The following is a 23,698-nucleotide window of genomic DNA, read 5'->3' on the forward strand; positions in this document are numbered from 1 at the left end:
TTCCGACGCGACCTCCGATGACGGTCCCGCCTCTCGAGGCGGGACCGTCATCATGTCGACGGGAGGCTCGTGCACACGAGGTTGGGAGTTCCGTGTGAAGGCCGCGTTCTCGGGTTCCGGACTCCGTCCGGATTCTGTCATGCTGGTGCGAACGAAGATGTATGCGCATACAGCTAATTGGCGTGCGCCGGGTCCGAACAAGGGAGTTCCGATGGCTCGATGGAGTGGAAGTGGCGCTACCGCAGCGCCGACGGAGTCGGCGAACGCGAAACGGGCGAGGGGACTCCGGCCATCGCCGACGGTGAGTGGACTCCTCGCAGTCGGGCTCGCGGCGTTGCTCGTCGTTCCGGCGGGCACGGCCGCGTGGGCGGGCGGCGGCCAGGGCCACGGTGGTGGGAACGGCCACGGCGGCGGCCACGGGCACGGGCACGGCGGGGGATCCGGCCTCTCCGGAGCCCAGGAAGAAACGCTCCTCCGCTACGCCGAGGACACCTGGGCATCGATGGCGGCCATGGCCGATGACGAGACGGGTCTCGTCGCCGACCAGATCGACGGAGAGCTCGGGACGGCGAGCGAGTACACGTCGCCCACGAACATCGGCGGTTACCTCTGGTCCACAGTCGTCGCCCGCGACCTCGGCGTCGTCTCGAAGAAGGAGGCGCGAGAGCGCATCCGGACGACTCTGGGCACGCTCTCGGAGATCGAGCGGCACGAGCCGAGCGGCATGTTCTACAACTGGTACTCGCCCGGGACGGGGGAGAAGCTCACGACATGGCCGGACAGCGGCGACGTCGTCCACCCGTTCCTCTCCACCGTGGACAACGGCTGGCTCGCCGCCTCCTTGCGCGTCGTCTCGGAAGCCGAGCCGTCGCTGCGGAAGCAAGCAGATGCGCTCTACGACTCCATGGACTTCGGATGGTTCCACGACACCGAGGCCGCCGACGGTGCCGGTCTCAATCGCGGCGGCTTCTGGGTCGACCGGCCCGGGGACACGTGCACCGTCTCCGGCAACTACGGCGACGCATCGGCGGATGCGGCGGATGTCCTCTACACGTGCCACTGGTACGACACCACTGTGAGCGAGGCGCGTATCGCGACGTACCTCGGGATCGCCAACGGTCAGATCCCTCCGGAGGCCTACTACGGCACGCTCCGCACCATGCCAGCCGAGGGCTGCGCGTTCGCGTGGCAGGAGCAGAAGCCCGAGGGCGTCACACGGGAGTACGACGGCGTGAGCGTCTTCGAGGGGACGTACGAGTACGGCGGCCAGCGCCTCGTTCCCGCGTGGGGCGGCAGCATGTTCGAGGCGCTCATGCCCGATCTCTTCGTGCCGGAGGCGCAGTGGGGACCGCGCTCGTGGGGCCTCAACCACCCCGCGACGGTCGCTGCGCAGGAGTACCACGGTCTCGAGGAGGCCGACTACGGATACTGGGGCTTCAGCCCCGCGAGCGATCCCTTCGGCGGCTATCGCGAGTACGGCGTCGAGGGACTCGGCATCAGCTCCGACGGCTATGCGAGCGACGAACCCGCGACGAACGTCGATCGCGGCTACGAGGGCTGCCGTGAGGCGACCGACCCCGAGCCGACCTTCGGCGAGGGTGTCGTGACGCCGCACGCGTCGTTCCTCGCCCTCCCGTACGATTCCGACGGAGTCCTCGAGAATCTCGACGGCATCGAGAACGACCTCGACGCCTACGGTCCCGGTGGGTTCTTCGATGCGGTCTCGACCGACTCGGCGACGGCCGCCGAGCGGTACCTGAGTCTCGACCAGTCGATGATCATGGCGGCGATCGGCAACGCGCTCGATGGCGATTCGATCAAGGACTACTTCGTGGACCGGTCGTTCGAGAGGATCGTGAAGCCACTCGTGGCGCAACAGGTGTTCGGAACGACGGAACCCTGACGCCGGCCGGTGACGGTGCCGGAATCCCCGATGACTTATCCCCAGACGGGGTCGCCGGGGGTTCCGGGACTAACGAATGTGATCGACTCGTCCTGCGCGGTTCCATGCCCGCGCAGGGGGAGCCGTTCTCGATGATTCGTCGCGCCATCGCACACCAGTCCGTCGATCGGCGGTGGCGCATCCCCGTGATCGCGTCGGCCGCAGTGGTCTCCGTCCTGCTCTCCGCGTGCGGGACCACCGTGGGGCCGCACCGAGACGAACCGGTGCCGTCATCGGGAGGCGATGCGCTCGCGGACCCGTCGGAATCAGCGGGACCGTCCGCTTCGAGCGATGATCTGTCCGAACTCGAGCCGTCACGATCCGAGCGCACCACGACCCCGCTTCCTTCCCCGACGGAGTCGACTCGCCCAGAGGTGACGCCTCCGCCCGTGCGGTCTCCCGAGGAGCCTCAGCCGAGCGACGACGACGGTGCGCCCCCAGCGGCCGACGGGCCGGAGGCCGGCGCCGACGGTGCCGGCGCCGGTGTCGGCGGCTCGGTCCTCAGTGCCGAGGACCAGGCGACGCTCCGGCGTTACGCGAACGACACGTGGACCTCGATGAGCGCGATGGTCGACGAGGGAACGGGGCTCGTCGCGGACCACATCGGGCCGGATCTGAATGATCCGAGCACCTACACCTCGCCCACGAACCTCGCCGGGTACCTCTGGTCGACCGTCGTCGTCCGCGACCTCGGCGTCATCCCGGCCGACGAGGCCCGTTCCCGGATCGACGCCGCACTCTCCGGGATCTCAAGCCTCGAGCGGCACGACGCGAGCGGCATGTTCTACAACTGGTACTCGCCCCGGTCGGGCGAGAAACTCACGTCCTGGCCGGGAGGTGACGAGCCGATCGAGCCGTTCGTCTCGAGTGTCGACAACGGCTGGCTCGCGGCGGCCCTGCGCATCGTCGCTGTGGCCGAACCGGCCCTCGGCGCCAAGGCCGAGCGCTTGTCGGATTCCATGGACTTCGGCTGGTTCCTCGATTCCTCCGCGATGGGCGGAGCAGGACTCAATCGCGTCGGATTCTGGCCGGATCGGCCGTCTCACGAGTGCTCCGAGCGGGCCGACGGGACGGACCGGGCCACCGGTGTGTTCGTGACGTGCTCCACGTACGGAACCGCAGTGAGCGAGGCGCGCATCGCCACGTACATGGGCATCGCGAACGGTCAGCTGCCGACGAGTTCCTACTTCGCGCCCTCGCGCACCGGGGCGGCCAACGGATCCGGCACCGGATGGATGCGAGCGCCGTCCGGCGACAGGAGGCAGTACGAGGGGGTCTCGGTGGTCGAGAGCACCTACGACTACAGCGGGATGCGGATCGTCCCGAGTTGGGGCGGCAGCATGTTCGAAGCCCTCATGCCCGATCTCCTCGTCCCCGAGGCCGAGTGGGGTCCCGATTCGTGGGGCGTCAACCATCCGGCCACCGTCGCGGCGCAGAAGCATCACGGTCTGCACGAGACGACCACAGGCTATTGGGGGTTCAGTCCGTCGGCTGACCCGGAGGGCGGGTACGGCCAGTACGGCATCAGCGCCCTCAGCATCGAGTCGACGGCGGTGTCGTCCGACGACCGCAACCGCGAGGGAGTCACGAACGCCGTCGACCTCCCGGCCTCGTCCCACTCCCGGCCGCACACCGACGAGCTCGACGGCCCGTCGGACTCCGTCGTCACTCCGCACGCGTCGTTCCTGGCCTTGCCGTATGACGCGAGAGGCGCACTCGACAACCTCGGACGACTCGACGCGGACCTCGGCATGTACGGTGCCGGAGGCTTCTACGACGCGGTGGAGGTCGAGAGCCGACGTGTCGCGCCCACCTACTTGAGTCTCGACCAGTCGATGGTCCTCGCCGCCGTGGGCAACGCCCTCACCGGCGACGCTCTGAAGACCTATCTCACGGAGGGGAGCTTCGAGGAGCGCATCCGGCCGCTCGTGGCGCAGCCGGTCTTCGGTTCGACGGTCGGCTGACGGTCGAACCGGCGCTCAATCGGCGACACGCGCCGCGATGTCCGTGCGGTGCTGGGAGCCCTCGAGTCCGATGAGGTCGACGGCTTCGTACGCCCGCGAGCGGGCAGTGGCGAAGTCGTCTCCCACCGCGACGACACTGAGGACGCGACCGCCCGTCGCGATCAGGCCGCCGTCCCCGTCGGCGGTCGCGGCGTGTGCGATGTGCACGCCTTCTACGGCGGAGGCCGCGTCGAGACCCGTGATCGGGCGACCCGTCACCGGCGTGCCCGGGTAGTTCTCGCTCGCCACGACGACCGTCACGGCCGCCGAGGGTGAGAACGCGGGCGGCTCGATCGATCCGAGAGTGCCCGTGGCTGCGGCGTAGAGCAGTTGAGAGAGCGGAGAGATGAGACGCGGCAGGACGACCTGCGTCTCGGGGTCCCCGAAGCGCGCGTTGAACTCGATCACACGGATGCCGCGATCACCCTCGCGGTCCCGCTTGCTCGTGAGGATGAGCCCCGCGTACAGCAGACCGATGAAGGGCGTCTGCTCATCGGCGAGTTGCCGGACGACCGGTCGCGCGATGGTGTCGGTGACCTCGCGGACGAAATCGTCCTCCGATCCGAAGTCCTCGTCGAGCCAGGGAAGCGGCGAGTACGCACCCATCCCGCCCGTGTTGGGGCCGGTGTCGCCGTCACCCGCCCGCTTGAAGTCCTGCGCGGGGGAGAGGGGGACGACCGTGTGGCCGTCGCTCACGAAGAAGAGGGACACCTCCTGGCCGTCGAGGAACTCCTCGACGAGGACGCTCCCGGCTCCGAGGAACGACTGAGCGTGGTCGACGGCCGCCGCGCGGTCGTCGGTGACGATGACGCCCTTGCCCGCTGCGAGTCCGTCGGCCTTCACCACGTATGGCGGTCCGAAGTAGTCGAGGGCCGATTCGACCTCGGCGGACGTACCGGCACGCACCGCCCGGCCCGTCGGCACCCCCGCCTCCTCCATGATGTGCTTCGCGAACGACTTCGATCCCTCGAGTTCCGCGGCCTCGCGACCGGGCCCGAAGACGGCGATGCCCTGTTCGCGCAACTCGTCGGCCACGCCGGCCACGAGGGGGGCCTCCGGTCCGATCACCACGAGCTCGACGCCTTCGGCGATCGCGTGGTTTGCCACGGCGACGGGGTCGTTCGCATCGAGGGCGACCACCGGGACGGACGCTGCGATGCCCGCGTTCCCGGGGGCGACGACGATGTCGTGGTCGGTCGTCTCCGCGAGGAGCGAGAGGACGATGGCGTGCTCGCGCGCGCCGGAGCCGAGGACGAGGATCTTCACGGCCACTAGCCTATTGGTCATGGCTCGAGCACGGATCGCTGACGGTGATGGCCTCGCGGCGATCGCGAAGGCCGAAGCGGGGGACGCCGATCGGGCGGTCCTGGCGACGGCCGTCCGCTACACGCTTCAGCACCTCGCGGACATCGCCCCCGGCCACACCGTCGAGGTGAGGGTTCCCCCGTTCGCGGCTGTCCAGTGCGTGGAGGGCCCGCGGCATACGCGCGGCACGCCGCCCAATGTCGTCGAGATGGATGCCGTGACGTGGCTCGCCCTCGCTCGTGGGACACTCGGCTGGTCAGAAGCCCGTGCCGCCGGCTCCGTTCACGCCTCCGGTTCGCGCGCCGACCTCAGCATGCTGCTTCCGCTCCGTCTCCCACTCTGAACGGCGATCCCGCGCGGACGCGGAAGCCCGGGGTCACCACAGCGTGAGTGCCGGCGTCCGACGTGAGGGACAATGGACTCGTGAGTCTCGAACAGCCCTCCCCGGTCGATCCGCAGGACGCGGACCCGATCCGCGAGCGCGTCACGGTCCGGCGGGCGCCGAAGGTGTGGGGCTTCCTCGCCCTCGGAGCGATCATCGGTGTGGTCGCAGCGCTCGTGCTCACCTTCGCCTTCCGCCCGGCCGACGGCGGTCCGACCGTCACGGAGGACGGGACGGCCTTCGGTCTCACCCAGGTCTTCGGCTTCCTGCTCGTGTGCCTCGTCCCGATCGGCGCCGCGCTCGGAGCGCTCGCCGCGATCGTCCTCGACAGGGTGCTGTCCCGCCGGGCCGTCGAGGTCGACGTCGATAGGATCGACGTGGCCGCGGCTCCCGACCTCCCCGGTGATCGCGACACGACCGACGACCTCCCATCCGACGCCACGCCGAACGAGGACTCTCCACGATCATGAGCTCAGCAGACACGTATCGCGACGCCGGCGTCGACACCGCGGCGGGTGACCGCGCGGTCGAACTCATGAAGTCGGCGGTCTCCGCGACGCACGGTCCCGAGGTGCTCGGCGGCGTCGGCGGCTTCGCCGGTCTCTTCGACGCCTCGGCGATCACGCGCTACCGTTCGCCGCTGCTCGCCACCTCGACCGACGGCGTCGGCACGAAGATCGCGCTCGCGCAGGCGATCGACCGCCACGACACGATCGGCCAGGACCTCGTCGGCATGGTCGTCGACGACATCGTCGTGGTGGGGGCGAAGCCACTCTTCATGACCGACTACATCGCGTGCGGTCGGGTGGTGCCGGAGCGCGTCGCGTCGATCGTCACCGGGATCGCGACGGCTTGCGCCGAGACGGGCACGGCCCTCGTCGGTGGCGAGACGGCCGAGCATCCGGGACTCATGGCGCCGGACGACTACGACGTCGCGGGAGCCGCGACCGGCGTCGTCGAGGCCGACGCGGTGCTCGGAGCCGAGCGGGTCCAGGACGGCGACGTGGTCTTGGGGCTCGAGTCGTCGGGCCTCCACTCCAACGGATTCTCGCTCGTCCGCCACATCCTCTCGTCGGCCGGCATCGCGCTCACCGACCACTCCGACGACCTCGGCGGCATCGTCGCCGACGTCCTCCTCGAGCCCACTCGCCTCTACACGACTCCGTTGCTGACGGTTCTCGAGGGGCCATCCACCGCCGGCGCCGTGCACTCCCTCTCCCACGTGACGGGGGGCGGCATCGCCGCCAACCTCGCGCGAGTGCTTCCGCGCGGCTCGTGGGTCGAGGTCGAGCGCTCGACATGGTCGCCGCCGCCGGTGTTCCGTGCTCTCAGCGGCATCGCGGGCTCGACTCTCGAGAGCTCCGAGGGGACCTGGAACCTCGGCGTGGGTTTCTTCGCCGTGGTCGATGCGGCGCGAGCAGGTCTCGTCGCGGAGCGGCTCACCGCTCTCGGGATCCGCACGTGGCCGGTCGGGACGGTCTCGATGTCGAGGCGCGACCTCGGCGGATTCGAGCAGGGTGCCAAGGGCGTCGACGGTGGCGCCGTGCGTCTCGTCGGGAGCTACGCGGGCTGATCGGCGACGCTCGGCCGGGACGCCCTCATCGTCTCGTGTGCGAGACTAGGAACGTCCACTCGGACACTTCACAGAACCCCCAGGAGCCAGCGCCCAGCATGTGCGGCATCGTCGGTATCGTCTCGCCTGAGCCGGTCAATCAGCAGGTCTATGACAGCCTCCTCCTCCTCCAGCACCGCGGCCAGGACTCCACCGGCATCGCGACGGCCGACGGGTCGACCTTCCACATCAAGAAGGCGAAAGGGCAGGTGCGGGAGGCGTTCCGCACGCGTGACATGCGCTCGCTGCTCGGGAACGTCGGACTCGGCCACGTCCGCTACGCGACGAAGGGCGACGCCGCCAACGAGAGCGAGGCGCAGCCGTTCTACGTGAACGCGCCCTACGGCATCGTGCTCGTGCACAACGGCAACCTCACGAACACGCGCGAGCTCGCGAACGACCTCTTCCACGTCGACCGACGGCACGTGAACTCGACGAGCGACACCGAAATGCTCCTCAACGTCCTCGCGACGGAGCTGCAGGGCCAGATCTCCGGGCTCGACCTCGATCCCGACCAGGTGTTCGCCGCCGTGTCGCAGGTGCACGAGCGCGTCGAGGGCTCCTACGCCGCGATCGCGATGATCGCCGGTCACGGACTGCTCGCCTTCCGTGACCCCTTCGGTATCCGTCCGCTCGTCCTCGGTCGGCGGGCCGCCGGCCTCGTCGGCGACGAGTGGATCGTCGCTTCCGAGTCGCTCGTGCTCGAGGCGAGCGGCTACGAGGTCGTCCGCGAGGTGGCGCCCGGCGAGGCCGTCTTCGTCACGACGAGCGGCGAGTTCTACTCGCGTCAGTGCGCCAAGGAGCCGCGGCTCATCCCGTGCTCCTTCGAGTATGTCTACCTCGCCCGTCCCGACTCCGTCATGAACGGCATCTCCGTCTACGAGGCGCGACTGCGGCTCGGCAACCGTCTCGCCGACACGATCGCGCGCTACGCGCCGGCCGGGGACATCGACGTCGTCATGCCCATCCCGGACTCGTCGCGTCCCGCCGCGATGCAGGTCGCGCAGAAGCTCGGCGTCGAGTACCGCGAGGGCTTCTACAAGAACCGATACGTCGGTCGCACCTTCATCATGCCGGGGCAGTCGGAGCGCAAGAAGAGCGTCCGTCAGAAGCTCAACGCGATGTCGAGCGAATTCAAGGGGAAGAACATCCTCATCGTCGACGACTCGATCGTGCGCGGCACGACCTCGAAGGAGATCGTCGACATGGCGCGCGCCGCCGGTGCCAACAAGGTGACCTTCACCTCCGCCGCGCCGCCTGTGCGCTACCCCCACGTGTACGGCATCAACATGCCGACGAGGCGTGAGCTCGTCGCGGCCGGCCGCAAGATCCCGGACATCGCTCGCGAGCTCGGCGCCGACCACCTCATCTACCAGGAGGTCGACGACATGCAGTCGGCGATCCTCGAGGGGTCGTCGATCACGGAGCTCGAGATGAGCTGCTTCACCGGCGAGTACGTCACGGGAACGGTCACGCAGGAGTACCTGGACTGGGTCGAGCGCACCCAGCTCTCCTGACCCCCCCTCTCACCCCCCTGAAAATCCCTTCTGTGCACGAAATCTCGTGCACAGAAGGGATTTTCAGGGGGGTCAGGGGAAGATCAGGGGGCGAAGGGCCCCGTCAGCACGGCCCACTGCAGGAGCATGATCGTCTTCGCGTCGATGATCGTGCGGCCGATCTCCGAGACGGCCTCGTCGATGTCGAACTCGACCACCTCGATGTCCTCGCCCTCGGCCACGAGACCGGCACGGGTGCCTCCGCGTCCGGGGTCCGTGTAGGGCGCGGCGTAGAAGTGCAGGCGCTCGGTGACCGATCCGGGACTCATGTACGCGTCGAAGACGTGCTCGACCTCGCCGAGGACGAGCCCGGTCTCCTCCTCCGCCTCCCGCCGGATGGCGACCTCCGGCGCGTCCTCATCGAGGAGCCCTGCGACGGCCTCGACGAGCATGCCATCCGGGTGCGCGTTGACATAGGCGGGGAAGCGGAATTGTCGCGTGAGGAGGACCGTCCGGCGTTCCCGGTCGTACAGGAGGACGGTTGCCCCGTTGCCCCGGTCGTAGGTCTCCCGGCGCTGCGTGCTCCAGGTTCCGTCGTCGTTCCGGACCTCGAGCGTCGTAGCCCGCGTCACGTGCCAATCGCTCGACAGGACCTCGACGTCGACGACCCGGACGCTCGGATTTCCCGTCAGGTCGCGTCCGACCCGATCGAGGCCGGTCCTTCCGCGCCGATCCGGCTCGTCGACTCCTCGCATGTTCGTCTCCATCCTGAGTTCATCTGCAGGCCCGAGCATCGCTCGCACCCGTCGCCCAGCTATGGACCCTATCGTGAGCGCATGGCGAGCAGGACGAATCCCCCTGATCGGACGGCAGCCCCCGACAGTCGCGACTCGAGCGACGGAACGGCCGCGGAGGTCGCCGTCGGCATCGCCGCAGGGGAAGATCCGCGCCACCCGGTGCGGAGGGTGCTCGGCCGACTGCGATCGTGGATCCACGGACGCCCACGGCTCCGCGTCCTCTATCGCTCCATCGTCGCGCTTCTCGGCGCCGCGCTCACCCTCGTCGGGCTCGCCCTGGTCCCGCTTCCCGGACCGGGGTGGCTCGTGGTCTTCCTCGGGCTCGCCGTGCTCGGAACGGAATTCGCCTGGGCACGACGGCTCGCTGCAGTCATCAAGCGGATGCTCGCCCGCTTCTGGACATGGTGGCGGAATCGCCGACGGTCCGGAGCGACGACGGTGCGCTGACCAGCGGCTTCCGATCGGCACCGCGAACGCCGCGTGCCGACGATCCCGGCCATGTCCCGACGCTGCTCCGAAGTCGGCGCGAACAAGCCGCTCACGCCGTCGGTGCTCGAGAAGCGACCTCCGCGCGACGCCGTGCGGCTTCCCCGAGCTCGTGCCCGGGGAGTTAGGCGCGCTTCGACTCGTCGGTGAAACCGTCCGAGGCGTACTCGGACCATTTGGACATCTCGTCCTCGACGTGCGGGTCGTGCGCATGACCCGTGAGTTCGCGTTCGAGCGCGTCGTAGTTCACGTCGGGGCTGTAGGACTTCAGCTCCCGCGCGATCTTCGTGTGCTTTGCCTTCTGACGGCCACGCCCCATGCGAGACCCCCTTACGATTCGGTGACCGGCTCCCGAGGCGGGAATCGACTGAGCTCCGGGGAGATGATTCGACCGGACGGACGTGCCGTACGGAGCATGCTCTGCGGGTCAGGGATTCTCGATGCGGTGAACCGGAGGTTTCATCAACCAGAGAACGACTAAGACTGCCTCGAAGCTTACCACGGCGGCCCTGGAGTCGTGGCCGTGCGCACGGCATCGGCGCTCTCGGTGAGCGCCCGGCGTATGCGTACAATGAGGGCGACCGCCGTCGTGTGAACGTACACATCGACCCTGATTCTTGGAGCGCAATGCCGCCGGAAGCTGGAAAGGGGCGCGCTCCGAACATCCGGGACGTCGCTGCACTCGCGGGAGTCTCGTACCAGACGGTGTCCCGGGTGCTCAATGACAGCGAGCGGATCAGGCCGGAGACCAAGCAGCGCGTCCTCGAGGCGATCGAGGAGAGCGGCTTCCGGCCGAACCAGGCGGCTCGTGCGCTCGTCACGAGCCGTTCGCGAACGATCGGCGTCCTCTCCACGCATCAGCACGCGCATTTCGGGCCGCAGACGATGGTGCACGCGATGGAGGTCGCGGCGGCCGCCGCGGGGTACAGTCTGGCCGTCGTCACCACGGGGACGACGCCCGCGTCGATCGTGGAAGCACTCGAGCGGCTGCAGAGCCAGGCGGTCGAGGCCGTCATCGTCGTGGCACCCAAGGTGAGCGTCTTCGAGGCCATCGAGGACAGCTCCCTCGATCTCCCGCTCGTGACGCTCGACTCGTCGATCCACAACAAGCGCCCCGGGCGGACGCACAGCTTCGCCGTCGACCAGTACGAAGGCGCCCGGATGGCGACGCGGCATCTGATCGAACTCGGCCACCGATCGATCATCCACGTCGCCGGCCCGCAGGACTGGATCGAGGCCGACGAGCGCATGCAGGGCTTCCTGTTCGAGCTCGGCGAGCACGACCTGTCCGTGCGGGCGCCCATCCTCGGCGAACTCTCGGCGGAATTCGGGTATCGAGCGGGCCTCGAACTCGTGCGTAGACGGGACTTCTCCGCGGTGTTCGCCGCGAACGACCACATGGCCCTCGGCCTCCTCCACGCCTTCCGCGACGAGGGTCTCTCCGTGCCGCACGACGTGAGCGTCATCGGGTTCGACGACGTCCCCGATGCCGCGCACTACCTGCCGCCGCTCACGACGGTCCGTCAGGACTTCGCCGCCGTCGGTCGGCGGTCGGTCGAGATCGTCATCGGCGCGATCGATTCGGGCACGCTCGGTGAACTCGAGCTCATCCGACCAACGCTCATGGTGCGTGAGTCGACGGCGCCGCCGCCATCGGCATGGCGCTGAGGATCGGCCGTCGGATCACGACCCGGTCGCGGTCGCGAGCAGCACGTGCGATGCCAGTTGACACCGGCTCGACTCGGGCCTATCGTGATCGCGGGCATGTGAACGGTCACATAGAGATCGGTCCTCGCCCGAGTTTCTGACGGACCGACCGGCCCGCCACGACAACGACGTCCTAAGTGGAGGCAGTGAATGCGAACCCGTCGCGCCGAAACCCGATTCGTTCGGGAGGTGCAGTCGCATGGTTGATCGACCCGTCATCCTCGAGATGCGATCCATCACGAAGGAGTTCCCCGGCGTCAAAGCGCTCTCGGACGTCTCGATCGCGGTGCGCGCCGGAGAAGTGCACGCGATCTGCGGCGAGAACGGCGCCGGCAAGTCGACGCTCATGAAGGTGCTGTCGGGCGTCTACCCGTTCGGCACCTACGAGGGCCAGATCGTCTACCAGGCCGAAGAAGTCCGATTCCGCGACATCCGCTCGAGCGAGGCCGCGGGCATCGTCATCATCCACCAAGAACTCGCGCTCATCCCCGAGCTCTCGATCACCGAGAACATCTTCCTCGGCAACGAGCCGGGCCGCGGGGGAGTGATCAACTGGAAGGAAGCGAAGAAGCGCGCCGTCCAGCTGCTCGCCCGCGTCGGTCTGCGCGACGACCCCGACACGCTCATCAAGGACATCGGCGTCGGCAAGCAACAGCTCGTGGAGATCGCGAAGGCCCTGAACAAGGACGTCAAGCTCCTCATCCTCGACGAGCCGACGGCCGCCCTCAACGAGAACGACTCGCAGCACCTGCTCGACCTCATCGTTGGTCTCAAGGGCAAGGGCATCGCGTCGATCATGATCTCCCACAAGCTCAACGAGATCGAGCAGATCGCGGACTCGATCACGATCATCCGCGACGGCAAGACCATCGAGACGCTCGACGTCCGTGGCGGCGACGTCAACGAGGACCGCATCATCCGCGGCATGGTCGGACGGAGCCTGCAGTCGCGCTTCCCCGACCGCACCCCGCACATCGGCGAGGTCTTCTTCGAGGTCCGCAACTGGACGGTGCAGCACCCGCTCGTCACCGAGCGCCTGGTCTGCAAGAACGAGAGCTTCACCGTGCGGAAGGGCGAGATCGTCGGCTTCGCCGGACTGATGGGCGCCGGTCGCACGGAGCTCGCGATGAGCATCTTCGGCCGCTCCTACGGCAACTTCGTCGACGGCCAGGTCTTCAAGGACGGCAAGGAGATTCAGCTCCGCAACGTGAGCGAGGCGATCGATCACGGCCTCGCCTACGTGAGCGAGGACCGCAAGTCGCTCGGTCTCAACCTGCTCGACGACATCAAGCGTTCCGTCGTGTCGGCGAAGCTCGGCAAGATCTCACGCGGTCAGGTCGTCGACGACTTCAAGGAGCACTCGATCGCGGACGAGTACCGCAAGAGCCTCCGCATCAAGACCCCGACGGTAGACGAGGGCGTCTCGAAGCTCTCCGGCGGGAACCAGCAGAAGGTCGTCCTCGCGAAGTGGATGTTCACGGACCCCGATCTGCTCATCCTCGACGAGCCGACCCGCGGGATCGACGTCGGAGCCAAGTTCGAGATCTACGGCATCATCCAGCAGCTCGCCGCTCAGGGGAAGGGCGTCATCGTCATCTCCTCCGAGCTTCCCGAGCTCATCGGGCTCTCCGACCGGATCTACACGATCTTCGAGGGCCAGATCACCAACGAGTTCACGTCGGCGGAAGCCGAGCCGGAGATGCTCATGAAGAGCATGACCTCCACGAGCAAGAAAGCTGAAGCAGCATGAGCGGATTCTCCGACGTCAAGAAGATCTTCGGGGGCGGCACGACGTCGACCGCCCGTCAGGCCGGCATCCTCCTGAGTCTCGTCGCCATCGTCCTGGTGTTCCAGTTCTGGACCAACGGCCTCACCCTGACGCCCGGCAACCTCATCGCGGTCGTCAACCAGTACTCCTACATCCTGATCCTCGCGATCGGCATGGTCATGGTGATCATCGCCGGCCACATCGACCTCTCGGTCGGTTCGGTCGCGGCGTTCACGGGCATCATCGTCGCCAAGGCGATGGCGGACTTCAACCTTCCCTGGCCGCTCGCGATCGTCCTCGGCCTCGTCGTCGGTGCCCTCATCGGCGCCTGGCAGGGGTTCTGGGTCGCCTATGTGGGTGTGCCTGCGTTCATCGTGACGCTCGCGGGCATGCTCATCTTCCGTGGCGGTAACCAGTACATCGGCGCGGCGACCGCTGTCCCCGTTCCCGAGGGCTTCACAGCCATCGGTGCCGGCTACCTCCCCGAGATCGGCCCGGACACCGGTTACAACAACCTGACGCTCGTCCTCGGCTTCCTGGCCGTCGTCGCCCTCGCCTGGCGCGAGTGGCGCGCTCGTCGCACGCAGGCGGAGATGGGCTCGGAGACGGCCCCCGTGTGGGTGTCGATCGCCCGAGTCGTCATCATCGGTGCCGTCGTCCTGTACGCCGCATTCCTCTTCGCCGGCGGCCGCGTCGGCACGAGCTTCCCCGTGTCCGGCCTCATCCTGGTCGCGCTCGTCATCGCGTACTCGTTCCTCACCCGGAACACCATCATCGGTCGTCACATCTACGCCGTCGGCGGGAACTCGCACGCGGCGGAGCTGTCGGGCGTCAAGTCCAAGCGCGTCAACTTCTTCGTCATGATGAACATGTCGATCCTCGCGGGTCTCGCCGGCATGATCTTCATCGCTCGCGCCGGTGCGTCCGGCGGTCAGGACGGTAACGGCTGGGAGCTCGACGCCATCGCTGCCGCCTTCATCGGCGGCACCGCGGTCGCCGGCGGTGTCGGAACCGTGATCGGCGCCATCATCGGTGGTCTCGTCATGGCGTTCCTCAATAACGGCCTCCAGCTCGTGGGTGCCGGCGCCGACCTCGTGCAGATCGTCAAGGGCCTCGTGCTCCTCCTCGCCGTGGCGATCGACGTCTACAACCGCTCGCAGGGCCGTTTCTCGATCATCGGGATCTTCCGCCCGAAGCGTCGCAGCGGACCCTCGGATCAGACCCCGACGCCGACGACGGGAACGCCCGACACGGCGAAGCCCGGCGCCGTCACCGTCAACAACTAGACCTGTCCAATCCCCACCCTGAATCCCAAGAGAAAGTGAAAACAATGCGCAGAACAGCACTCGCAACCGTGGCCCTGGCCTCGGCTGCTGCGCTCGTCCTCGCCGGCTGCTCCAGCCGGACCGCTGACGAGACGGCTGGTGGAAGCGGCGAAGAAGCCGGCTTCGCAGCGGACTCCCTCGTCGGTGTCGCCCTCCCGGCGAAGACCTCCGAGAACTGGGTCCTCGCGGGCGACCTCTTCACCGAGGGCCTCGCGGACGCGGGCTTCGAGTCCGACGTCCAGTACGCGGCAGCGAGCGGCACGGTCGCCGACCAGCAGTCGCAGATCCAGTCGATGGTGACGAAGGGCGCGAAGGTCATCATCATCGGTGCGGCCGACGGCTCGCAGCTCGGCACGCAGGTCGCCGCGGCGAAGGAAGCCGGCGCCACCGTCATCGCGTACGACCGCCTCATCCTCAACACCGAGGACCTCGACTACTACGTCGCGTACGACAACGCCGAGGTCGGTCGTCTCCAGGGCCAGGCCCTGCTCGACGGCATGGCCGCGAAGGGTGATGGTCCGTACACGATCGAGCTCTTCTCCGGATCGCCGGACGATGCCAACTCGGCGGTCTTCTTCGACGGCGCCATGGAGGTCCTCCAGCCCGCGATCGACAGCGGCGACGTCGTCGTCGGTTCCGGTCAGACGGACATCCAGCAGACCGCCACGCAGGGCTGGGAGGCCGAGAACGCGCAGAGCCGTATGGACTCGCTCCTCACGAGCACCTACACGGGCGACACGCAGCTCGACGGCGTCCTCTCCCCGAACGACAACCTCGCGCGGGCCATCATCACGTCGGTCAAGGGAGCCGGTAAGGACATCCCGGTCGTGACCGGTCAGGACTCCGAGGTCGAGTCGGTGAAGTCGATCATGGCGGGCGAGCAGTACTCGACCATCAACAAGGACACCCGCGCCCTCGTCGCGAAGGCGATCGAGATGGCTCAGCAGCTCCAGAAGGGCGAGGATGTCGACGTCAACGACGAGGAGTCCTACGACAACGGCTCGAAGGTCGTTCCGTCCTTCCTGCTTCCCCCGGTCATCGTGACGAAGGAGAACGCCGCCGAGGCCTACGCCAACGACCCGACCCTCGGGCCGATCGCCGAAGGCTGATCTGCGTCTCCTGCACCACAGCAGCACCTAGCACCGCGAACGGGCGGGCCGGATCTCCGGCCCGCCCGTTCCGTTTCTCCACAGGATCGGACGCCCTCGGACCCGTCTTCTTCCACAGGCCCCCAGAATGGGTGAGATATGTGAGTCACTCTCATGAGTCCGCATCATGATTCCGGGGGGAACAGCTCGATGGCGACATCTCGCACGCGCACACTCTTGGCCGACGAATCGGCAACGGACGGTGAGGTCGGGGGGCGTGCGCGGCGATATCGGTCCCGCGCTCGCGCTGCGTTGGCCCTCCTCGGTCCTACGATCGCCGCGACTGCTCTCGTTGCGGCGACGCTCGCGCCGGCGGGGGCGGCCAACGCGGAAGCCCGACCGGTCGACCCCACCGATCCCACCACTCCCGCCACGGTGACGGCGGACGTCCTCCCGACGCCGCAGATCGGCGACGGAACCACCGCGGCCAAGGGTGATGTGACGAACGGTGGCGTGGTCTGGGATCAGCTCGTCGTCGGCAACACCGTGTACGTCGCCGGGGCGTTCTCGAAGGCGCGACCCGCGGGTTCGGGAGTCGGCCAGAATATCGTCACCCGGAACCACATGCTGGCGTACGACGTGACGACCGGGAAGCTCCTGCCGTTCGCGCCCGTCTTCAACGCCCCCGTCCGCTCGCTGGCGATCTCGCCGGACGGCAAGACCCTCTACGCCGGCGGCGACTTCACGAGAGTCAACGGCGCGGCGCGGACGTATGCGGCAGCCTTCGAGGTGGCATCGAGTTCGCTCGTGCCCTCGTTCGCTCCCGTCCTCAACAGGGGTGTGAACGCCGTGGCGGCCTCGGCCTCCGCGGTATATCTCGGCGGCACGTTCACGGCGGCGCAGAAGACGGTGCGCTACAAGGCCGCAGCCGTTGCCCCCGGCACCGGGGCACTGCTCCCATGGGACCCGAAGCTCACGGGTGGAGAGGTCAAGGCCATCGTCATAGCGGGCGGAGGAACGCGCGTCGTCCTCGGTGGGCGCTTCCTCACCTCTGCGGGGAAGGACGCCCTGGGGCTCGCCTCGGTCGCTCCCGACACGGCGGCGCTGCAGCCGTGGGCCGTCGGCGGCGTCATCCGCAACGGTGAGGACATCACAGACCCGGCGACGGGCAAGACCGGATCCTCCGGCATCTACAGCCTCGCGACCGCCGGCGACTCCGTGTACGGCACCGGGTGGGCCTACGGCACGGGCAACTTCGAGGGGACGTTCAAGGCGCGAGCTGCGGACGGAGCCATCCAGTGGCTCGAGGACTGCCGCGGGGACAACTACTCCGTGCAGCCGCTCGGCGACGTCGTCTACACCGCGAGCCACCACCACGACTGCAGCAATGTCAGCGGATTCGGCGACTACGTCGAGCCGGAGGGCCAGTACCGCGGCCTCGCGTTCTCGAACGCCGCGACGGGGAAGGTGCTCGCGAAGAACACCACCTTTTGGAGCCATGCCGGTCAGCCGGCACCCTCCCTGCTCCACTGGTTCCCCGCCTTCGACACCGGACTGTTCACAGGGTCGAACCAGGGTCCGTGGGACGTCACGACGGGTGGCGGCTATGTCCTCTACGGCGGGGAGTTCCGTTCGGTCAACGGCGTCAAGCAGACCGGACTCGCACGCTTCGCGGCGCCGCCGGCGGCTCCGCAGAAGAACCCTCCGCGCCTGAGTGGCACCAAATTCACGCCGACCCTCGAGGGCTTCCAGGGCACGGGGGTGAAGCTCAGTTGGCCGGCGAACGACGATCGCGACAGCTCTCGTCTCCGGTACGAGATCATTCGCGATGGGAACACCGCGAAGCCGGTCTTCTCGACGTCCTGGATCGGCTCGACCTTCTGGCAGAAGCCCACCGTGCGGGGAGCCGACGCCGGCCTCGTTCCCGGAACGACGTATACGTACCAGGTGCGATCGATCGATCCCGACGGCAACGCCACGATGAGCGCGCCTGTCACCTACACGGCGACAACAGGCGTCGCCGGTCCGCTCACCGACTACGACCGTGCCGTCCTCGGCGATCAGCCCGCTTCGTACTATCCCTTCAACGAGTCGTCCGGGGCGGCGGGCCGTGACTGGGCCGGCACGAACGACGTGTCGAGCGTGGCTGCACGAATCGACGGGATCGAGTCCATGACCACGGGCAGAGCCGCCGATTTCGACGGCGCAAGCCAGTTCGTGTCGCAGGAGAAGAGCATCGCGGCTCCGACCACGTACACGGCGGAGGCGTGGGTCTCCACGACGAGTACGCGGGGCGGCCAGATCCTCGGGTTCGGGCACACGCGAGCGGCGACGAACAACGCGCACGACCGCCACGTCTACATGACGGACGCGGGCAAGATCATCTTCGGCGTCTGGACGGACAGCGCCCAGACCGTCGCGTCATCCGCGTCCTACAACGACGGGCGGTGGCATCACGTCGTGACGACGCTCGGGCCGAAGGGCCTCCAGCTCTTCGTCGACGGGGTCCTCGTGGGCTCGCGCACCGAGGACACGCTCGCCGGCGTCTTCGACGGGTACTGGAACGTCGGCGGCAACTCGCTCGGCGGATGGACGTCGGCACCCACGAGCGACTTCCTCGACGGCGCGATCGACAACGTCGCCCTGTACCCGACGGTGCTCACCCCGCAATCCGTCGCAGCGCACTTCGCCGCTGCTCCGCAGTCCACTCCGACGAACGCGGCGCCAACCGCCTCGTTCACCGCGAGCGGCTCCGGTCTGCAGCTCACGGTCGACGGGTCTGCTTCGAGCGATCCCGATGGCACCGTCGCGTCCTATGCGTGGACCTTCGGTGACGGGGCGACCGGAACGGGGCGCACGGCGCCCCATGCCTACTCAGCGGCCGGGACCTATACGGTGACGCTCCGGGTCGTCGACAACGACGGCGCCAGTTCGGCCATCGCGTCGAAGTCGGTCACGGTGACCGAGGCGACGACTCCCGTTCCCACGGTCATCGCACGGGATGATTTCGAGCGCTCGGTCACCACCGGTTGGGGCAGCGCTTCCGTCGGTGGGGCGTGGTCCTCCGCCGACTCGAGGTCGAGTGTCGCGTCGGGAACCGGTCGTCTCGCGTTGAGCCCGACGGAGTCGCGCACGCAGACCCTGTCGGGTGTGAAGGCGACCGACACGGACACCGTCATGTCGTTCAGTCTCGATCAGCCTGCCGGCACGTCGGCCCACTACGTCAGTGCGATCGGCAGATCCGTCGGCTCCGAGCGCTACACCGCCCGCGTCGTGATCGATCCGACGACCGCCCGACTCGACCTTCAGGTCACGGGCGTCACGATCGCCTCGGTCGCTCTGCCGAGTCTCGCCTTCGCCGCTGGCAAGGTCGTCACGGTGAGGCTGCAGGTCACCGGGACAGGCACGACGACTCTCCGAGCGAAGGCCTGGACGGGCTCGGCGGAGCCGACCTCATGGCAGGTCACGAAGACGGACACGAAGGCGGCTCTGCAGGCGCCCGGAACGATCGGCGTCTACTTCTACTCCGGCCGACCCAACCCGACCACGTTGTCGCTCCTCGACTTCGTCACCACGAAGCCGTAGCGCGGATCGGCCCGCCGAAGCGTCGGCTCCACCGCCGTGCCGCGGACGGCGGTCGTGGAGCCGATCATGTCACCCTGATCGCACTGCCGGGAGTCAAACCGCCCTGCGTCAGGCGTCGTCACCCGCGGTCAGCGCTGAGAGCACGGGGAACACCGCGGCGGCCGACCAGGCCTGCGGGCGACACGCGGCGGGATACGGCGTGGGTGCGGAGAATTCGGCGCGTGCGTCGCCCGAGTGCAGTTCGGGCATGCGGAAGGAGAAGCGCTCGGCCGCGGCGAGCAGCCCCTCGGACAGGATCCGGGCCTCGTCGAGGTGACCGGAGCGGACGAGACCGGCGATCGCGATGGCGGTGTCGTGCGTCCACACACTGCCGCCGTGATAGCTGAGGGGCCAGTACCCGGCCGCTTCCGTCGAGAGGGTCCGGAGACCGTATCCGGAGGCCATCGACGGCGCGACGAGCAGCGAGACGACTGCGTCCTCCTCATCGGGATCCAGGATCCCCGTGCCGAGGAGATGGCCGATGTTGCTCGTGAGGGAGTCGACCGGCCGTTTCTCGGCGTCGAGGGCGACGGCGGGATAACGGCCCTCCGTGGTCTCGACCCAGTAGGCCTCGCGGAAGCGGTTCTTGAGGTCGGCGGCCCACACACGGAGAGCGTCGGTGTCGTCTCGGCCGTCGCCCAGTTCGTCGAGGAGGCGAGCACCGGCCACGACGGCCTCGTACGCGTAGGCCTGCACCTCGCACAGGGCGATCGGCCCCGCCGCGAGGGTCCCATCGCGCCACTGGATCGAGTCGCCCGAGTCCTTCCAGCCCTGATTGGCGAGGCCGTGACCCGTGAGGTCGACGTAGTCGAGGAAACCGTCGCCATCGCTGTCGCCCCACCGGACGATCCAGTCGAGGCATCCCCTGAGTGCCGGAAGCAACTCGGTCACGGCCGACTCCGACATCCCCGCGGCGTGAGCGTCGGCGAGGAGGGCGACCCAGAGCGCCGTCGCGTCGACCGTGCCGTAGTACACCGGCGGCAGCGTGACTTGTTCTCCGGGAATCGAGAGCGGCGCCGAGCGGAGTTCGTGCATGATCTTGCCGGGCTGCTCCGCGGACTCCGGATCGTGCGCGACTCCCTGCAGCCGCGCGAGCACGCGCAGCGTTGAGGCCGCGACGTCCGTCGTCACGGGGAGGAGGAAGCGCGCGGCCCAGATCGAATCGCGACCGAACAGGGTGAAGAACCACGGAGCCCCCGCCGCGAGGAATTCGTCGTCGGGGTGATCGGGAAGCGCGAGCCGCAACGCGTCGAGGTCGGTGAGCGCCGCATCGATCCAGCGCTCGAGTCGGCTGTCCGGCACGACGCCGAGAGGGGAACGCCAGGCGACCTCTCGACGCGGTGCCGCGACGACGAGCGAGGTGTCCTCGACGGCGACCTCGAGGGCCCGTGACTCCGTCGCGTGCGGTGCGAGGGTGACCGACCAGGCCACGGTGACGCCGTCGCCCGTCGACGTGGCGACAGCGCCGGGAGCGCTCAGTCTGATGGTCGTCGGCCCGCTCGAGATCGTCACGCCATCCGGCTCCTCACGGATGTCCCACGCGGAGTTCGCTGACGTGCCCGCCTTGACCTGCTGCATCGCGGCGAAATCCGGGGTGATCTCGAGGGTGATGCTCGTCTCGATCTTGTGGTCGACCCGGGAGACGAGCGCGACGCGCTCGGAGAGCGAGCCGGCCGACACATCGCGGTGACGCTCGAGCCGGACGCGGGGATCGGCCCCGCGGTCGTCGATCCTCCGAGTGAGAGCGACGAAAGTCGCGCCGGTCGCTCCGCGCTGGGCGACGCTGATCGCCTCCGGCGCGCTCTCGCCGACGCGCAGCCGGAGGCCGCGGATCACGCGCGTGTCGCCGTGGTAGAGGCCGTGGATGGCCGACGCGCCCATGTCGCCGTCGGCTGCCGACCATGACTGCGTCGGTGCCCGCAGTACCACCACGGAGTCGTGCAGGAGTGGTTGCATCGGACGGTCGCGCGGGGAGCCGCCGCGGTGCACAGTGCTTCCCGCTGCGTCCCCCGTGCTCACCGGGCTTCCCGCGCTCGCGATGCTCGTCGTGGGCACCGTGCTCGCCGCGTCGTCCACGGCGCTCGCCGCGTCGGGCGTACGGTCGTTCGCCTGCTGCTCTGCTGTCATTCCTTCACGGCCCCTTCGCTGGCGTTCATGATGCGTCGTTGGAAGATGAAGAACATCACGGCCACAGGGATCGTCATGATCGCCGCGGCCGCGAGTTTCAACGGATACTGCGTGCCCTGGCTCAATTGTCCCGACGCGAGCGACGCGACACCCTTCGTGAGGGTCGTGAGCTCGGGCGATTGCGTCGCGACGATGAAGTGCGACAGCTCGTTCCAGGAGCCCTGGAACGACAGGATGATGATCGTGATGAGGGCCGGGCGCGCCATCGGGAGCACCACGGACCAGAACACCCGGAAGGTCCCGGCGCCGTCGATGCGCGCTTGCTCCTCGACGCTCGTCGGGATCGACTCGAAGAAGTTCTTCATGATGAACACCCCGGCGGCGTCCACGAGCAGGGGCAGGATCATGCCCGCGTAGGAGTCGTACATGCCGAGCTGGTTGATCACGAGGAACTTGGGGATGAGGAGCACGACGAGAGGCACCGACATCACGGCCACGAGCGCCGCGAACACAACGTTGCGGCCACGGAACTGGAGCCGGGCGAGCGCGTAGCCGGCGAGCGAGTCGAAGAACACCCGCCCGAGGGTGACGAACACGGTCACGAGCGCCGAGTTCGCGAACCAGACCGGGAAGTCCGAGCCGGCGAACAAGCGCTCGTAGGCTGCGGCGGACCACGTGCCCGGGATGAGCGAGACGGGATTCGCGGCGGCGTCGGCGTCGGTCTTGAACGACGTCGCCACCTGGACGAGGAAGGGGAAGATGTACACGACCGCGAGGACCACGAGGATCGCGTAGAGGACAGATTGCGCCGCGATCGTGCCCGTTGGCCGCCGTCGACGGGTCGGACGGGACCCGCCGTCCGTGCCCCCGATCGTGCGATCGGCGAGGGTCGAGGTCGTCATCGTGTCATCCCGTCGGTCGTCTTGGTCGCTTTCGGGAGGTAGGCGGCGGCCCGCCGCTTCGAGACCGGTCGGTCGCGCAGGATCCACCGCTGGATGAGCGTGAACGCGACGATGATGAGGAACAGGATGAACGCGATCGCGGCACCCTGACCCCAGTCCTGCGAATTGAACGCCGCCGTGTAGGAGAGATAGGCCGGTGTGAGCGTCGTCTTGCTCGGACCGCCCTGCGTCCCGGTGTAGATCTGGTCGAACACCTGCCAGCAGCCGATGAGGCCGAGCGTCAGCACGGTGAAGAGCGTCGGCTTGAGCCGGGGGAGCGTGACACGCCAGAACCGCTGCCAGCCGTTCGCGCCGTCCATCATGGCGGCCTCGGTGACGTCTCCACCGAGGTTCTGGAGCGCGGCGAGGAACAGGAGCATGAACGTGCCGCTCGTCGTGAACACCGCCATGAGGACGAAGGCGCTCATCGCGACGGACGGACCGGCGAGCCAGTCCCACAACGAGACGCCCAGGAGATCGGCGTCCGTGAGGGCCGTCGGTCCCGAGGTGATGCCGATGACCCCGAGGAGGTTGTGGACGACACCCGTCGGGTCGTTGAACCAGTTGGGTCCGGCGATCCCGACGGCGGCGAGCACTTTGTTGACGACGCCCGTCGCGGAGAACAGGAAGAGCCACAGCACCGTGATGGCGACGGAGCTCGTGACGGACGGGAAGTAGAAGGCCGTGCGGAAGAAGCCACGTCCGCGCAAGATCGCCCGGTTGACGAGGACGGCGAGGAACAGGGACAACGCCGTCTGGAGGGGGACGACGAGCAGGACGTACCAGGCGTTGTTGCGCAGTGCGATGCCGAAGTCCCGCTCCGCGAGGCCGCCCCCGGCGAGGATCGCCGTGTAGTTGTCGAAGCCGACGAAGTCGACGTCGCCCGAGAAGGGGCTGCCGCGGCCGCCCCAGTCGGAGAAGCTGACCCACAGCGCCATGAGGACGGGGACCGCGAGGAAGACGCCGAGGATGACGATCACGGGGGCCGTGAACAGCCAGCCGGCGGCGGCGTCGCCGCGGCGGAGCCCGGTGGCCCGGGTCCGTTCGCGGCGAACCCGGGCACCTGTGCCGGGTGCGGGTGTCGAGGAGGTCATG

The 23,698-nt window shown here is 68.3% G+C and carries 18 protein-coding genes; 12 read left to right on the forward strand and 6 right to left on the reverse strand.

The features are described 5' to 3' along the window. Positions 1-301: 301 nt before the first annotated feature. Complete coding sequence (locus ELQ90_RS04325; RefSeq protein ID WP_243695992.1) at positions 302-1,903, forward strand: glucoamylase family protein; 1,602 nt, start codon at positions 302-304, stop codon at positions 1,901-1,903. A gap of 131 nt (positions 1,904-2,034) precedes the next feature. Further along, positions 2,035-3,906: a glucoamylase family protein gene (locus ELQ90_RS04330; RefSeq protein WP_208020559.1), complete on the forward strand. Its 1,872-nt coding sequence runs from the start codon at positions 2,035-2,037 to the stop codon at positions 3,904-3,906. Positions 3,907-3,921: 15 nt separating this feature from the next. Here the strand turns inward: ELQ90_RS04330 and purD are convergent, their stop codons facing one another. After that, entirely contained in the window at positions 3,922-5,211 is a 1,290-nt protein-coding gene (gene purD, locus ELQ90_RS04335) for a phosphoribosylamine--glycine ligase (RefSeq protein ID WP_128493998.1), read from the reverse strand. A gap of 19 nt (positions 5,212-5,230) precedes the next feature. Between purD and ELQ90_RS04340 the strand changes: the two genes are divergently transcribed. The 4 genes from ELQ90_RS04340 to purF all read left to right on the forward strand — a co-directional run bounded on the left by ELQ90_RS04340 (position 5,231) and on the right by purF (position 8,761). Further along, on the forward strand, positions 5,231-5,593 hold the full coding sequence (locus ELQ90_RS04340; protein WP_128493999.1) for a sterol carrier family protein: 363 nt from the start codon (positions 5,231-5,233) through the stop codon (positions 5,591-5,593). Between the two features lie 80 nt (positions 5,594-5,673). Beyond that, a complete protein-coding gene (locus ELQ90_RS04345; protein WP_208020560.1) occupies positions 5,674-6,102 on the forward strand; it encodes a DUF1206 domain-containing protein in 429 nt (142 codons plus the stop codon). Further along, positions 6,099-7,205 (forward strand): phosphoribosylformylglycinamidine cyclo-ligase, encoded by a 1,107-nt coding sequence (purM, locus tag ELQ90_RS04350; RefSeq protein WP_128494000.1) that lies wholly within the window; start codon positions 6,099-6,101, stop codon positions 7,203-7,205. Before ELQ90_RS04345 ends, purM begins: the two co-directional genes overlap by 4 nt. A 98-nt stretch (positions 7,206-7,303) precedes the next feature. Continuing rightward, positions 7,304-8,761: an amidophosphoribosyltransferase gene (gene purF, locus ELQ90_RS04355; protein WP_128494001.1), complete on the forward strand. Its 1,458-nt coding sequence runs from the start codon at positions 7,304-7,306 to the stop codon at positions 8,759-8,761. 83 nt (positions 8,762-8,844) lie between these two features. Here the strand turns inward: purF and ELQ90_RS04360 are convergent, their stop codons facing one another. Beyond that, entirely contained in the window at positions 8,845-9,495 is a 651-nt protein-coding gene (locus ELQ90_RS04360) for an NUDIX domain-containing protein (protein WP_243695993.1), read from the reverse strand. 81 nt (positions 9,496-9,576) lie between these two features. Between ELQ90_RS04360 and ELQ90_RS04365 the strand changes: the two genes are divergently transcribed. Further along, positions 9,577-9,984, forward strand: a complete 408-nt coding sequence (locus tag ELQ90_RS04365) for a TIGR02611 family protein (RefSeq protein WP_128494003.1) — start codon at positions 9,577-9,579, stop codon at positions 9,982-9,984. Positions 9,985-10,147: 163 nt separating this feature from the next. On the opposite strand, the gene ELQ90_RS04370 is transcribed toward ELQ90_RS04365, so the two are convergent. Further along, complete coding sequence (locus tag ELQ90_RS04370) at positions 10,148-10,342, reverse strand: DUF3073 domain-containing protein (protein WP_128494004.1); 195 nt, start codon at positions 10,340-10,342, stop codon at positions 10,148-10,150. Between the two features lie 308 nt (positions 10,343-10,650). On the opposite strand from ELQ90_RS04370, the gene ELQ90_RS04375 reads away from it, so the two are divergent. From ELQ90_RS04375 to ELQ90_RS04395, 5 genes are all read left to right on the forward strand, one after another. Further along, entirely contained in the window at positions 10,651-11,691 is a 1,041-nt protein-coding gene (locus ELQ90_RS04375; RefSeq protein WP_128494005.1) for a LacI family DNA-binding transcriptional regulator, read from the forward strand. A 238-nt stretch (positions 11,692-11,929) separates the two neighbouring features. Continuing rightward, positions 11,930-13,480: a multiple monosaccharide ABC transporter ATP-binding protein gene (mmsA, locus tag ELQ90_RS04380; protein ID WP_128494006.1), complete on the forward strand. Its 1,551-nt coding sequence runs from the start codon at positions 11,930-11,932 to the stop codon at positions 13,478-13,480. Then, entirely contained in the window at positions 13,477-14,784 is a 1,308-nt protein-coding gene (mmsB, locus tag ELQ90_RS04385) for a multiple monosaccharide ABC transporter permease (RefSeq protein ID WP_128494007.1), read from the forward strand. Before mmsA ends, mmsB begins: the two co-directional genes overlap by 4 nt. Positions 14,785-14,828: 44 nt before the next feature. Beyond that, complete coding sequence (locus ELQ90_RS04390; protein ID WP_128494008.1) at positions 14,829-15,932, forward strand: substrate-binding domain-containing protein; 1,104 nt, start codon at positions 14,829-14,831, stop codon at positions 15,930-15,932. A 189-nt stretch (positions 15,933-16,121) separates the two neighbouring features. Continuing rightward, on the forward strand, positions 16,122-19,496 hold the full coding sequence (locus ELQ90_RS04395) for a LamG-like jellyroll fold domain-containing protein (protein ID WP_166408826.1): 3,375 nt from the start codon (positions 16,122-16,124) through the stop codon (positions 19,494-19,496). A 108-nt stretch (positions 19,497-19,604) separates the two neighbouring features. Here the strand turns inward: ELQ90_RS04395 and ELQ90_RS04400 are convergent, their stop codons facing one another. Genes ELQ90_RS04400 through ELQ90_RS04410 form a run of 3 tightly spaced genes read right to left on the reverse strand, consistent with a single transcriptional unit; the run spans position 19,605 to position 23,697 of the window. Continuing rightward, positions 19,605-21,662: a glycogen debranching N-terminal domain-containing protein gene (locus ELQ90_RS04400; RefSeq protein ID WP_341810214.1), complete on the reverse strand. Its 2,058-nt coding sequence runs from the start codon at positions 21,660-21,662 to the stop codon at positions 19,605-19,607. Continuing rightward, a complete protein-coding gene (locus tag ELQ90_RS04405) occupies positions 21,659-22,564 on the reverse strand; it encodes a carbohydrate ABC transporter permease (protein ID WP_128494010.1) in 906 nt (301 codons plus the stop codon). The genes ELQ90_RS04400 and ELQ90_RS04405 overlap by 4 nt, the downstream gene beginning before the upstream one ends. Next, entirely contained in the window at positions 22,561-23,697 is a 1,137-nt protein-coding gene (locus tag ELQ90_RS04410; RefSeq protein ID WP_128494011.1) for a carbohydrate ABC transporter permease, read from the reverse strand. The genes ELQ90_RS04405 and ELQ90_RS04410 overlap by 4 nt, the downstream gene beginning before the upstream one ends. Position 23,698 lies beyond the last annotated feature (1 nt).

It is taken from the genome of Labedella phragmitis, from assembly GCF_004078635.1.
Taxonomy (GTDB): domain Bacteria; phylum Actinomycetota; class Actinomycetes; order Actinomycetales; family Microbacteriaceae; genus Labedella; species Labedella phragmitis.